Annotated in this window: 13 protein-coding genes and 1 pseudogene; 2 read left to right on the top strand and 12 right to left on the bottom strand. The window is 64.3% G+C overall.

What is annotated here, in order from left to right:
• Positions 1-6 precede the first annotated feature (6 nt).
• Positions 7-576, bottom strand: coding sequence for a L,D-transpeptidase family protein (locus FOM02_RS00535; protein ID WP_027561700.1), 570 nt, complete (start codon positions 574-576; stop codon positions 7-9).
• A 202-nt stretch (positions 577-778) separates the two neighbouring features.
• On the opposite strand from FOM02_RS00535, the gene FOM02_RS00530 reads away from it, so the two are divergent.
• Positions 779-1,465 carry a response regulator transcription factor gene (locus FOM02_RS00530; protein WP_008142830.1) on the top strand — a complete coding sequence of 229 codons (687 nt, stop codon included), beginning with the start codon at positions 779-781 and terminating at the stop codon, positions 1,463-1,465.
• 58 nt (positions 1,466-1,523) lie between these two features.
• On the top strand, positions 1,524-1,967 hold the full coding sequence (locus FOM02_RS00525) for a cyclic nucleotide-binding domain-containing protein (RefSeq protein WP_027561701.1): 444 nt from the start codon (positions 1,524-1,526) through the stop codon (positions 1,965-1,967).
• Between the two features lie 150 nt (positions 1,968-2,117).
• On the opposite strand, the gene xth is transcribed toward FOM02_RS00525, so the two are convergent.
• From xth to FOM02_RS00470, 11 genes and pseudogenes are all read right to left on the bottom strand, one after another.
• Positions 2,118-2,933, bottom strand: coding sequence for an exodeoxyribonuclease III (xth, locus tag FOM02_RS00520; protein WP_027561702.1), 816 nt, complete (start codon positions 2,931-2,933; stop codon positions 2,118-2,120).
• A 160-nt stretch (positions 2,934-3,093) separates the two neighbouring features.
• Positions 3,094-3,850, bottom strand: a pseudogene (locus tag FOM02_RS00515) (outer membrane lipoprotein carrier protein LolA).
• 150 nt (positions 3,851-4,000) lie between these two features.
• On the bottom strand, positions 4,001-6,370 hold the full coding sequence (locus tag FOM02_RS00510) for an FtsK/SpoIIIE family DNA translocase (RefSeq protein WP_265441394.1): 2,370 nt from the start codon (positions 6,368-6,370) through the stop codon (positions 4,001-4,003).
• Between the two features lie 9 nt (positions 6,371-6,379).
• Positions 6,380-7,594 (bottom strand): aminotransferase class I/II-fold pyridoxal phosphate-dependent enzyme, encoded by a 1,215-nt coding sequence (locus FOM02_RS00505; protein WP_027561705.1) that lies wholly within the window; start codon positions 7,592-7,594, stop codon positions 6,380-6,382.
• A gap of 322 nt (positions 7,595-7,916) precedes the next feature.
• Positions 7,917-8,321 (bottom strand): GFA family protein, encoded by a 405-nt coding sequence (locus FOM02_RS00500; RefSeq protein WP_027561706.1) that lies wholly within the window; start codon positions 8,319-8,321, stop codon positions 7,917-7,919.
• Positions 8,322-8,525: 204 nt separating this feature from the next.
• Positions 8,526-9,974 carry an ammonium transporter gene (locus FOM02_RS00495; protein ID WP_027561707.1) on the bottom strand — a complete coding sequence of 483 codons (1,449 nt, stop codon included), beginning with the start codon at positions 9,972-9,974 and terminating at the stop codon, positions 8,526-8,528.
• Positions 9,975-10,011: 37 nt separating this feature from the next.
• A complete protein-coding gene (locus FOM02_RS00490) occupies positions 10,012-10,350 on the bottom strand; it encodes a P-II family nitrogen regulator (RefSeq protein WP_027525082.1) in 339 nt (112 codons plus the stop codon).
• Positions 10,351-10,751: 401 nt separating this feature from the next.
• A complete protein-coding gene (locus FOM02_RS00485; RefSeq protein ID WP_092211597.1) occupies positions 10,752-11,354 on the bottom strand; it encodes an ATP-dependent Clp protease proteolytic subunit in 603 nt (200 codons plus the stop codon).
• A 41-nt stretch (positions 11,355-11,395) separates the two neighbouring features.
• The gene (locus FOM02_RS00480; RefSeq protein ID WP_027561709.1) at positions 11,396-11,752 is read right to left on the bottom strand and encodes an SRPBCC family protein; all 357 of its coding nucleotides are present in this window, start codon (positions 11,750-11,752) and stop codon (positions 11,396-11,398) included.
• Positions 11,753-11,764: 12 nt separating this feature from the next.
• A complete protein-coding gene (locus FOM02_RS00475; protein ID WP_027561710.1) occupies positions 11,765-12,079 on the bottom strand; it encodes an ArsR/SmtB family transcription factor in 315 nt (104 codons plus the stop codon).
• A gap of 39 nt (positions 12,080-12,118) precedes the next feature.
• Positions 12,119-13,420 (bottom strand): ammonium transporter, encoded by a 1,302-nt coding sequence (locus FOM02_RS00470; RefSeq protein ID WP_027561711.1) that lies wholly within the window; start codon positions 13,418-13,420, stop codon positions 12,119-12,121.
• Positions 13,421-13,445: the final 25 nt, after the last annotated feature.

Genomic DNA, 13,445 nt, shown 5'->3' with positions numbered 1-13,445 from the left:
GTGCCCTCACCCGATGATGATTTTTGTTTTGGGTCCGAGCCGTCGCAGCAATTGCAGCATCGCCGCCTTGGTCATGGAGACGCAGCCTGCTGTCGGCCCGAAATTGTCGCGCGCCAGGTGGAGGAAGACGGCGCTGCCGCGGCCGGCGATGCGCGGCCTTGTGTTGTGGTCGATCTCGATGATGAAGTCGTAGAGATGGTCGTCTCGCTTGAGACGGTCGCCGCCCTCGCCCTGCCCGCGCCGGATCCACTGGTTGTAATGGCGATCGACAGGATCTTCGCACCAGGCGTCCGCGCCGGTGATGGTCCTGGCCGGAAGGAAGGTCTTGGGACGGCTGTGCCGGTCGGCGCGCCACCACAATTGCCTGGGACGGAAACTGCCCCTGGGGGTGCCGCCGTCGCCCTCGCGCTTGTTGGCGAGAATGCCGCCCCGCCCCAGCGCCACCGGAATTGTCAGCGCGCCGGCGGTCAACCAGCCCCGGCGTGGATTCCCGGCGGCAGGCCTAACGCGGATCGCAGGCAGCGGTCCGGCGCTCCGATTTCGGGTGTAACTAGCTGATATAGCTTTGTTTTTCATGTGACCGTGCAATGTCGAATTCATTACAGGACATTCATCAAATCGCCCTGCTATTCTGCGTTAGAGTGGTTCTGGCTTGAGAATCGGCAACAGCCCACTACTTCAACACGAACAACAATAATAACGGCGACCCCTAACTTTCCCTCGCGGCTGGGTGCAGCATGTATGCGCGCTGAGCCGGACTCCAAAAGGATGACCCCCTATGGCCAATGCCCGCAAGATCCTGATCGTGGATGACGATACCGATCTGCGCGATACGTTGGTGGAGCAATTATCGCTGCACGAAGAATTCGAAGCCTCCGCCGTCGATACCGGCGCCAAGGGTGCAAGCGCCGCAAAGGCCAATTCCCCCGATCTGGTCCTGATGGATGTCGGCCTGCCCGACACCGACGGCCGCGAGGTGGTCCGCTCCTTGCGCAAGGGCGGCTTCAAGGCCCCAATCATCATGCTGACCGGGCATGACACCGATTCCGATACGATTTTGGGGCTGGAATCCGGCGCCAACGACTACGTCGCAAAGCCCTTCCGTTTCGCCGTGCTGCTGGCCCGTATCCGTGCCCAGCTTCGGCAGCACGAGGCCAGCGAGGACGCGGTGTTCTCGGTCGGCCCCTACTCCTTCCGTCCCGGCTCGAAAATGCTGACCGCGGCCAATGCCCGCAAGGTGCGGCTGACGGAAAAGGAAACCGCCATCCTCCGCTTCCTCTACCGGGCAGGCCAGATGCCGGTCTCGCGCGAGACCCTGCTCCAGGAGGTCTGGGGCTACAATTCCGGCGTCACTACGCACACGCTGGAAACCCACATCTACCGTCTGCGCCAGAAGATCGAGAAGGACGCCGCGAACCCGGAGATCCTGGTCACGGAAGCCGGTGGCTACAAACTGGTGCCGTGATACGCTTCGGGGGCGCGCGAATCGTTTTAGATATCGTGCCCTTGAGCCTCGGACCTGAATGTCAATCGACGACGACGTAGCGCTTCTCGAGCGTGTCCCGACCTTGCGCCTGTTGGGAGACGCCTCGTTGCGCATGCTGGCGATCGGCTCCGAGCAGCGCAACTTCGTCCGCGGCGACGTCCTGTTCAATCTCGGCGACGAGGCCGATGCCGGCTTCGTGGTCCAGCGCGGCGCCTTCCGGGTCGACGACGGCGCCGGTGCCGAGATGATCGCAGGCCCCGGCGCGCTGATCGGCGAGCTCGCGCTGGTGGTGCCGATGAAGCGGCCGTCGAGCGCGGTCGCGCTGGAGCACGCCTCCGTCATCCGTGTCGCGCGCAGCCTTTTCCAGCGCGTGCTCGAAAGCGATCCCGCTGCCGCGGTCCGCTTGCGGGATGAATTCGCGGTGCGCTCGAGCCAGATTGCCAGCGATATCCTGATGGCGGGCGCGAAGCTGACGTCGTGAGGTCGGTCTCTCCACCCGTCATTCCGGGGCGCGCGTAGCGCGAGCCCGGAATCCATTGAGCGTCAGCGACGGTGGATGAGTGGATTCTCAGGTGCGCAATTGCGCACCATCGCCTGCGACTTTGTCGCGCCCCGGAATGACGGCAGGGGTTTAAACCTCCAGCGTCACGGTCACCGGCACGTGGTCCGACGGCCGTTCCCAACTGCGCGCATCACGCAGGATCTTGAAATCGCTGACCGCATCCTTCAGCGCGCGCGAGACCCAGATGTGATCGAGCCGGCGGCCGCGGTCGCCGACGGTCCAGTCGGCGGAGCGGTAGCTCCACCACGTATAGACTTTTTCCGACATCGGGATGCGGTCGCGCGCGACGTCGATCCATTCGCCGGCGGCAAGCGCAGCCTTCAGCTTCTCGGTTTCGACAGGCGTGTGCGAGACCACCTTCAACAGCTGCTTGTGCGACCACACGTCGTTCTCGTGCGGGGCGACGTTGAGATCGCCGACGAGGATGTGACGGTCCTCGCCGCGTGGATGCAGCGGCTCGCACGCCGTCATCTCGTCGAGGAAGCGGAGCTTGTGGTCGAACTTCTCGTTCAGCGCGGGATCGGGAACGTCGCCGCCGGCGGGCACGTAGAAATTATGCAGCACCAGCGGCTTTGCGATGTTGGCCTTCTCACCGAACGACACCGAGACATGGCGCGAATCCACCTTGTCGCAGAAGGTGCGGATGTCTTTCGATTCGAACGGAATCTTCGAGACGATGGCAACGCCGTGATAGCCTTTCTGCCCGTTCAGCGCGACATGCTCATAGCCGAGCCGCTTGAAGCGCTTCAGCGGAAAGGCATCGTCGATGCACTTGGTTTCCTGGAGACACAGCACGTCCGGCCGCGCGCTCTTGAGGAATTTCGCGACCAGGTCGATGCGCAGCCGCACCGAATTGATGTTCCAGGTTGTCAGGGAAAGACGCATGAGGGTTGCGTCTTAGCATGGATTGGCGTGGGCAAAATGCTTGTCCACAGCAAGCCCTCGTAGGATGGGCAAAGCGAAGCGTGCCCACATTGCCTCCACGAGGACGAGATGGTGGGCACGGCGCAAGCGCGCCTTTGCCCACCCTACGGCAGCGGAGCGCTTATCCCGGCGCCGGGCCGTAATTGGTGAAATCGATCTTGAACATGCCGGGATCGAGCTTCTTGCTCGAATCCAGATTGTAGACCGCGATCGTGGTGTCGTAGCCCTGCGGGTCGGTGACGGTCCATTGCTTGAGCTGGCCGTCCTTGGCGCCGAACATCAGCAGCAAGCGGCTGGTGCCGACCAGCGCCTGCTTCTCCTCGATGGTCACGCTGACGAAGAGGTCGTCGGCCGTGACGTTGACGACATTGGTGTCCTTCATCAGGTCGATGCGGTCGGACAACAGGAAGCGCAGCGGCGTCTGCGACAGCGGATAGACGTCCTGGGTCGCCAGCTTGCGGTCGCGCACCACCAGCGAGGAGCCGTCGGCGACGATGTCGATCGGGCTCGGCGCGTCATATTCGAAGCGCACCTTGCCGGGCTTCTGGATGTAGAAGTCGCCCTGCGTCTTGCTGCCGTCGGGACCGACCTGGACGAAATTCCCGACCAGCGTCTGGAGCGAGGACAGATAGGCGCTGACCTTGGCCGCCTGCGCCTTCTGCTTGTCGTCGAAGGTCTGGAAGATGCTGCTCGGCGACATTGCGGCGCGGATCCGGGATTACCGGATTCGGCGGCTGCTGGGTCGCACCGGTGACCGCGGGGCCGCCAGCGGATGCCCCGCCATCGCGGCCCTTCGGTGCGGGTTTTGGCACGGGGACGTTCTGCGCGAGCGACGCAGTGGTCACCATCGCGGCGGTGACGAGAAGCACGCCGGCCATGCGCGCGCTTCGCGCGGCAATGCTGGCAGCGAATCGAGTGTCCGGATGTCTGATCAACGCGTCGTCCTGTGTGGCTGGGCGTCTTTTAGCGTGATTTCGGGCAAAAGCAGATATCGATTCTACGTGAAATTTCGTTCAGAGGCAGCTGCCTCACATATGGCTGTCTTCTTCCTCGACCAGAATCTCGCGCTTTCCGGCGTGGTTAGCGGGTCCGACGATGCCTTCCAGTTCCATGCGCTCCATCAGCGATGCGGCGCGATTATAGCCGATCTGCAGGCGGCGCTGAATGTAGCTGGTCGAGGCCTTGCGGTCTCGTTTGACGATCGCAACGGCCTGCGCGAACAGGTCGCCGCCGCCGTCCGCGCCCATGCCGGTGGCGTCGAACACCGCCCCGTCCTCGTCCTCGGTCGGCTCTTCGGCGGTAACCGCTTCGAGGTATTCCGGCTGGCCCTGCGTCTTGAGGTGACGCACCACCTTCTCGACTTCCTCGTCGGACGCGAACGGTCCGTGCACACGGCTGATGCGGCCGCCGCCCGCCATGTACAGCATGTCGCCCTGGCCGAGCAGCTGCTCGGCGCCCATCTCGCCGAGAATGGTGCGGCTGTCGATCTTCGACGTCACCTGGAAGGCGATGCGGGTCGGGAAGTTGGCCTTGATGGTGCCGGTGATGACGTCGACCGACGGCCGCTGCGTCGCCAGGATCACATGCAGGCCGGCGGCGCGCGCCATCTGTGCGAGGCGCTGCACCGCGCCTTCGATGTCCTTGCCCGCGACCATCATCAGGTCGGCCATTTCGTCGACGATGATGACGATGTAGGGCAGCGGGTCGAGCGAGAGCTTCTCTTCCTCGTAGATCGCCTTGCCGGTCTCCTTGTCGAAGCCGGTGTGTACCGTGCGCGTCGGCTCCTCGCCCTTGGCCTTCAACTCGCCGAGGCGCGTGTTGTAGCCGTCGATGTTGCGCACACCGAGCTTGGCCATGTTCTTGTAGCGCTCTTCCATCTCGCGCACGGCCCATTTCAGCGCGACCACCGCCTTCTTCGGATCGGTCACGACAGGCGTGAGCAGATGGGGAATGCCGTCATAGACGGAGAGTTCGAGCATCTTCGGATCGACCATGATCAGCCGGCACTGATCGGGGCGCAGCCGGTAGACCAGGCTGAGGATCATGGTGTTGATGGCGACCGACTTGCCCGAGCCGGTGGTACCGGCGATCAGCATGTGCGGCGTGCGCGCGAGGTCGATGATGACGGGGTCACCGCCGATGGTCTTGCCGAGGCAGAGCGGCAGCTTCGCGACCGTCTCGGTCGCTTCCTTCGCGACCAGCAGTTCACGCAGGTAAACCTTTTCGCGATGCGCGTTCGGCAGCTCGATGCCGATCGCATTGCGGCCCGGCACGACGGCGACGCGCGCCGACAGCGCGCTCATCGAGCGGGCGATGTCGTCGGAGAGGCCGATCACGCGTGAAGACTTGATGCCGGGCGCCGGCTCCAGCTCGTACAGCGTGACGACCGGACCCGGATTGGCCTTCACGATTTCGCCGCGCACGCCGAAATCTTGCAGCACGCCTTCGAGCGAGCGCGAATTGGCTTCCAGCTCGGCCTTGCTGAGTGGTTGGCGATCGCCGGCCTTGGGCGCGGCCAGCACGGAGACGGACGGAAGCTCGAACTTGTCGGAGGATTTCTTGGAAGCGGCCTTCGGCGCAGCCTTCTTGCGCGGGGCGCGCGCGGCGGGCTCTTCCTCTTCTTCCTCTTCCTCCTCGCCTTCCTCTTCGTCCTCCTCGTGCTCGCCCTCGTCGTCCTCGTCTTCGGACTGCGGCGAGATCGAGGGCGCGGTGCGGCCGCCGCCGAGATTCGGCTCCTGGCGGCTGAACGCAACGGCCTTGGTCTTCGGTCCGCTCGAGACCAGCGCGCGGTAGGCGGCACCACACAGCCAGATCAGGCGTGCCTTGGTGCTCATCAGGGCGTGGAACAGCCAGCCCAGCGACACCGAGCCGCGATCGCTCCCCTCGTCCTCATCGAGCGGCTTGTCGTCATCCTCGATCTCGGCGAGCTCGTCGTCATGCTCGCGTGCGCCGAGGCCGCAGGCGATCAGGAACGTCGCAGTCATCGCGGCGAACAGGATCGTGCCGAGTACCATGCGGTAGATCGTGCCGGCGGGTCCGAAAATCACCGCGGGCGCGCGCACCAGGGCGTCGCCGACCACGCCGCCGAGGCCGGTCGGCATCATCTGATCGCGCCGGCGATGGTGCTGGCGCTGGTCGAGACCGCGATGTGGCTGCATCGCAAGGTCGGCGCCGATCGCACCGGCATAGCCGAGAATGTTGCGGATCGGCCGCGAGGTCGCGTGGCTGAGGCTGGGATCCTGCACCGACCAGGTCATCAGCGCGGCCGAGGCCACGCCCGCCAGCCCGACCATGCCGAGGCCGGTGAGCTCGCGCATCCGCCGCGCCAGACCCTCGCGGATCGACGGCGGCAGATGGCCGACCAGTGGAATGACACGTTCGATTGCCGACATGCTCATGGGCCCCGCCTAACCCAGAGTTTCGACCAGCCGGTGCAACGCCTGCGCCGTGGTCTCACTATCCTGCACCAGCGCCAGGCGAATGTAGCCGGCACCGGGATTGAAGCCGTCAGGTTGAAGCCGCGCGAGATAGGAGCCGGGCACCACGCGCACGCCGGCTTCCCTAAACAGCTTCAGGGTCACCGAGACGTCGTCACCGATCTCGGACGTGTTGAGCCAGACGCAAAAGCCGCCGTCGGGCCGGCGATAGCCGTAGCGATTGCCGATGATCTGGTCGGCGAGATCGAACTTGATCCGGTAGAGCCTGCGGTTCTCCTCGACATGCGCCTCGTCGCCATAGGCAACGGTCGCGACATGCTGCAGCGGCACCGGCACCTGCGGCGCCGCAATGTTGCGCAGCTCGAGGAACATGCCGATGAACTTCTTGTCGCCCGCGGCGAAGCCGACGCGCAGGCCCGGCAAATTGGAGCGTTTTGACAGCGACTGGAACGCAGCCACGCGGGTGAAGTCGGCACCCGCGGATTCGAGCGCGCTGCCTGGCGCCTCGCGGGTGTAGATCTCCGAATAGCACTCATCGCTGAGGATCATGAAGTTGTAGCGGTCGGCGAGCTGCTTCAGCCGCCTGAAATAATCGGGCTTGGCGACCGAACCCTGCGGATTTGCGGGCGAGGCCAGATAGAACGCCACGGTGCGCGCCAGCGTCGCCTCGTCGATGGCGTCGAGATCGGGCAGAAAACCGTTTTCGACGGTGGTCGGCAGATAGACCTGTTCGCAGGCTGCGGCACCGGCGCCCGCGCCATAGACCGGATAGAACGGGTTCGGCATCAGGATGGCAGGCTTGCCTGGCTTCGGCCCGACATAGCGCGCCGCTGCAATCGCGGCGAGGAACAGCCCCTCGCGGCTGCCATTGAGGACGAGAATTTCGGTCTTGGGGTCGAGCGGTCGCGGCAGCTTGAAGCGCGACGACAGCCAGGCACCTGCTGCCTGGCGGAACGGCTCGGTGCCCTGGTTCATCGGGTAACGGCCGAAATCGGCGATGTGCTTGGCCAGCACCGGGCCGACGAACTCGGGCACGGGATGCTGGGGCTCGCCAACTGCAAGCGAAATCAAGGGCTTGCCCGGCTGATGCGGGGCCAGCAGCTCGTTCAGCCGGACGAAGGGCGAGCGTTGGGAATCGGAGCTACCACCGCCCTGCGGCGCACGGGATGAAGCGGTCAGAGCCATTCGTTGGGCGCCAGTACTCTTGGAACAGCCGGTCGCATCAAGGCGCCGGCGGGAAGCGGTTCAGTTCACCATAGATAGGGCGAGGTTAAGACGCGATTAACCATCGGCCGCCGCCTCCGTCCAGAGCGGGGATAATGAGACCGGATAACAACGGGATGGAGGGCGATTCCGACCTCTCCCGCTTGCGGGAGAGGTCGGCGCGCCCCGGGCGATGCGTAGCATCGTCCCGCGCGCCGGGTGAGGGCTCTCTCCTCTTGGCGAATCCCACCGCGGAGGCGCCCTCCCCCGCATTCGCGGGAGGGAGCGCACCATCATCGCGACCTTAATGCCCCGGCAGCTTATCGAATGTCTTCATGCCCGCGGGGATCGCGTGGAACTCCTGCATGTCGCAGGTGTAGATCGCCATCTGCGGGTGGAACTGTTTCGGCTCGTCCAGCGTGCCGACCTTCAGGATCGCGGCGGGCAGGCCGGGGACCTTGGTCACCAGATGCGTGCCGCATTCGGCGCAGAATTCGCGCGTCACGGCGCGTTCGAGGTCCTTGCGCGTGAACTGCTTCGGCTGCCCGGTGATGTAGCTGAAGCCGGCCGCCGGCATCGCGATGAAGGTGTTGGGCGCGCCGCCCGAGATGTACTGGCACTCGCGGCAATGACACTGGGCCTGCATCATCGGGTCGCCCTCGGCCACGTAGCGCACTTCGCCGCAATAGCATCCGCCTTCCAAACGCATGACGACCTCCCGGTTTGTTGTTCGTTGTGGCCGGTATTTCTGCGCCGGCAATCTGGAATGGCAATCCTTTTCTTTTGCGCGCGGTCAAAAAGAAAGGGGCTCCAACTTGCGCTGGACGCCCTCACGGTCGGGGCATTGCCGGGTATGTGCCCAAACCGTAGTTGTGGACGCGGTCCCCTAGGAGACCGCGCCCGGGAGGAGAGGTTACATGTTGTAGGCGCGCTCGGTGTGCTCGGTGATGTCGAGGCCTTCACGCTCGCTCTCGACATTGGCGCGGAGGCCAACGATCACGTCGACGACCTTGTAGAGGATCGCCGAACCGACGCCCGACCACACCAGCGTGGTGCCGACAGCCTTGAGCTGGGACAGCATCTGCACGGCGAAGTCGTAATCGGCAACCTTGGGCGGGATCGCGGTGTAGTCGATGATGCCCGCACCACCGAGAGCCGGATTGACCAGGATGCCGGTGCCGAGCGCGCCGACGATGCCGCCGATGCAGTGCACGCCGAACACGTCGAGGCTGTCATCGTAGCCGAGCGCGTTCTTCACGACGGTGCAGAAGAACAGGCAGACCACGCCGACCACGAGACCGAGGACGATCGCGCCCATGACACCGGAGAAGCCGGCGGCAGGCGTGACGGCCACGAGGCCCGCGACAGCGCCGGAGATGACGCCGAGCACCGACGGGTGACCCTTCACGATCCACTCCGCGAACATCCACGACAGCGCGGCGGCCGCGGTGGCGACGAAGGAGTTGGTCATGGCGAGGGCGGCGCCGCCGTTGGCTTCGAGGTTGGAGCCGGCGTTGAAGCCGAACCAGCCGACCCAGAGCAGCGAGGCGCCGATCATCGACATGGTCAGCGAGTGCGGAGCCATCAGCTCCTTGCCGTAACCGACGCGCTTGCCGATCAGGAGAGCGCCGACGAGGCCTGCGATGCCGGCGTTGATGTGCACCACGGTGCCGCCGGCGAAGTCGATCGCGCCTGCCTTGAAGATCCAGCCAGCATCGGCGTTGATCTCGTCGAGCTTGGCCTGCGCCGCGGTCTTCGCCGCCGCGTCAGTGGCAGCAGCAAGAGCCTTGGCCGCATCCTGGATCGCGTCCGGGCCGGGCCAGTACCAGACCATGTGCGCGATCGGGAAGTAGATCAGCGTGACCCAGAGCGGGATGAAGAGCGCGATCGCCGAGAACTTCATGCGCTCGGCGAAGGCGCCGACGATGAGGGCGGGCGTGATCGCCGCGAAGGTCATCTGGAAGCACATGTAGATGAGCTCCGAGATGTTGGCGTCGACCGAGAAGGTCGCGGCCTTCGAGTCGGTGGTGACACCCATCATGAAGGCCTTGGAGAAGCCGCCGATGAAGTCGGAGCCGCCCGTGAAGGCGAGGCTGTAGCCGTACACGGCCCAGATCACGGTGACGACGCAGACGGTGTAGAACACCTGCATCAGCACCGAGAGCATGTTCTTGGAACGGACGAGACCGCCGTAGAACAGCGCGAGGCCGGGGATCGTCATCAACAGCACGAGCACTGTCGATGTCAGCATCCAGGCGTTGTCTCCCTTGTTGACCGTTGGCTCGGCGTAGGCTGCGGTCGCAGCGAACAGGCCGACTGCGAGAGCCGCCAATCCCGCGCCATAGGGACGCTTAAACGTCATTTTATTCACTCCTGATTGGATAAGGTTGAGCGCGAAATCAAAGGGCCGCGGCGTCGGCCTCGCCGGTGCGGATGCGAACCGCATGGTCGAGACTGATCACGAAGATCTTGCCGTCGCCGATCTGTCCGGTTTTCGCCGCGGACGTGATGGCGTCGATGGTCTTGTCGACCTGGTCGGAGGCGACAGCGACCTCGATCTTGATCTTGGGCAGGAAGCTCACGGCATATTCGGCGCCGCGATAGATTTCCGTATGGCCTTTCTGGCGGCCATATCCCTTGACTTCCGTCACCGTGAGTCCGTGAACGCCAATGGCGGTCAGGGCGTCACGGACTTCTTCCAGCTTGAATGGCTTGATAATCGCCATAACAATTTTCATGGGTCCTATCCCCGCTTGAGCCCGGTCCGGACGTGGCCGGGCGTTTCTCGACTGGTTCGCCACGAGGGAGAGTTCACTACGCGGGCACAGCCGGGACCCTTAGAATCAAATGCCGTGCCAGATCGGGCGCATTGCCTAACGGACTATGAAAACGGGTGTTTTCGCGCTCGACGGGTATTGCGCTGCAGTGCGCTAATACGTCGCGCTCAAAACGTGGTCAGATCTGCTTAAAATGTGAGCACGACAGGCTGCCGACACAATGTTGCTCATGTGTCGGGCAGCCCAAAGGTATCAGCTTAGGGGGTGAGGGGCGCGCTGAGCCGCAAAATATCGAGCCTAGGCGCCGGTGCCCACGCGATACGCGCAACCGATCATGCAGATGAGCGGCCGCAGGCGGAGTGTCAGGCAGCATCGCGCGCTGCAAAAACCCGATCGATCAATCCCCATTCGACCCCCTGCTGCGCGGTCATGAAGTGGTCGCGGTCCAAGGTCCGCTCCACCTCCGCCTCGGAGCGCCCGCAATGCTGCGCATAGAGCCGGATGAGGCGCCGCTTGGTTTCCTGCATCTCGTTGGCATGGATCAGGACGTCGGAAGCCTGGCCCTGAAAGCCGCCGAGCGGCTGATGCACGTGAAGGCTTGCATTGGGCAAGGCGGCGCGGTGACCGGGCTCGCCGGCCATCAGCAGGAACGAGCCCATCGAGCGCGCGGTGCCCATGCACAGCGTATGGACCGGCGCCTTGATGAACTGCATGGTGTCGTACATCGCAAGTCCAGAGGTGACCACGCCGCCGTAGGAATTGATGTAGAGATTGATCGGCCGGCTCGGATTCTCCGCTTCCAGGAACAAGAGCTGCGCGCAGACCAGTCCGGACATCGCGTCATTGACCTCGCCGTTGAGGAAGATGATGCGCTCGCGCAGGAGCCGCGAATAGATGTCGAAGGATCGTTCGCCGCGCGCCGATTGTTCGACGACCATAGGGACGAGCTGAAGCATGTCGCGCATCGGCGACCTCCATGTCTACGGGTGATGAAGTCTTGTTGGGGTTAAGCGGCCGCGCGCATCAGGCAGCAATTGCTGTTGGCCGGCTGCGGCAGCTTCGTTCGATCGTCGCAGGCTTGCTGGATGATGCGGAAGCGGGTGCCGCCGTCCTCGTTCGGCTCGATCCGGAAAATGACGTGGCTCTCTCGATACGGCGGCTCGGAATCGCGTAGCCGGTAGCGCACCTCTTCGCCAGGGATCGCTGATTCCGGCTCGGCGCCCGCAAGGTCGCAATCCGGCAGCCAGCGCTCGCGCAATTCAGGAATGGTCACGGCGCGCCAGACCTTTGCCGGCGGCGCATCGAAATCATATTCGAGCACGAGGTTTGCGTCGGGATGATCAGGTTTCGCGGCGTCGCTCATTGATCCCTGTCCTTATTGATCCATGTCCTTCAAGAGATCGGCGAGTGCTTCCATGCGCTTCGGCCAGTAGGCGCGGTAGCGCGCGAGCCATGTCCCGATGGCGGCGATCCCGTCCGGATCGACCTCGTAATTCACAAAGCGGCCTTGCCGCTGCTCGCGCACGAGCCCCGCCGCACGCAGCACCGAAAGATGCTGCGACATCGCCGGCTGGCTGATCTCCAATCCGTCGCGCAAGGCGCTGGCATTCAGGCTTCCGCCAGCGAGCTTCTCAAAGACTTTTCGGCGCGTCGGGTCGGCGAGTGCCTTGAAGATGTCGGCTTCGATCATGACGACACATAAGCACGTGCTTATGTGTCGTGCAAGCCCTTACTGCAAGGCCTCGCCGTGCTGGGTGATGTCGAGACCCTCGAGCTCCTGCTCACGGGAGACGCGCAGGGGTACGAACAGGGCGACCAGCTTGAGCAGGATGAAGCTCACGCCCGCCGCCCAGACGAAGGTGACGGCGACGCCATAGAGCTGGATCAGGAGCTGCTGCGGATGGCCCTCGATCAGGCCGGCGGTGCCGCCGATCGCGCTGGTTGCGAACACGCCGGCCAGAAGCGTGCCGGTCAGTCCGCCAATGCCGTGGACGCCGAACACGTCGAGCGAGTCGTCATAGTTGAAGCGATGCTTCAGCCAGGTACAGGCCCAGTAGCAGACCGCGCCGGCGGCGATGCCGATAACGATGCCGTGCCACGGCGCGACGAAGCCGGAGGCCGGCGTGATAGTGCCGAGGCCTGCGACCGCGCCGGAGATCATGCCGAGCACGGAAGGCTTGCGCCGGGTCGACCATTCGATCGCGCCCCAGGTCAGCGCGCCGGAGCAGGCGGCAAGATGCGTCGCGATGATCGCCATCACCGCGCGCGAATTGGCCGCGCCCGCCGAGCCGCCGTTGAAGCCGAACCAGCCGACCCACAACAGGCCGGTGCCCATCACCGCGAGCGACAGATCGAACGGCGAGAGATTTTCGGTGCCGTAGCCGTGGCGGCGTCCCATCACCTTGGCGGCGACGAGGCCGGCGGTGCCGGCCGACAGATGCACGACGAGGCCGCCGGCGAAATCCATCACGCCCATGCTGGCGAGGAAGCCGCCGCCCCACACCCAATGCGCCAGCGGAATGTAGACGAAGATGAACCAGGCGACAGAGAACAGCAGATAAGCGGAGAACCGCATCCGGTCGGCGACCGAGCCTGCGACCAGCGCCACCGTGATGATGGCGAACGTCATCTGGTACAGCATGAACAGCGATTCCGGGATCGTCTTCGCCGCCGGATTGACGCTATCCATGGTCATGCCCGCGAGGAACCAGCGGTCGAGCGAGCCGATCCACGGGCCGTCGCCGACGAAGCACAGCGAATAGCCGAACGCGACCCAGAGAATCGAGATGATCGTCACCGCGGCGAGGCTTTGCGCCATGGTGGCGAGCACGTTCTTCTTGCGCACCATGCCGGAGTAGAACAGCGCCAGCCCGGGGATCGTCATCATCAGCACCAGCGCGGTGGCGACGATCATCCAGGCGGTGTCGGCGGTGTTGATCTCGGAGCTTGCTGCATGCGCCGGCGCAGCCAAAGCGAACACAAATCCGATCGGCGCAGCCAAAGCGGCCGCGCGGCGCAACAATCCCGCCATGTCATTTCCCCCGGCATCAATTGGC

The sequence above is a fragment of the Bradyrhizobium sp. SEMIA genome (assembly GCF_014844175.1).
Classification (GTDB): Bacteria; Pseudomonadota; Alphaproteobacteria; order Rhizobiales; family Xanthobacteraceae; genus Bradyrhizobium; species Bradyrhizobium arachidis.
This window is presented reverse-complemented; position numbering and strand designations above follow the sequence as displayed.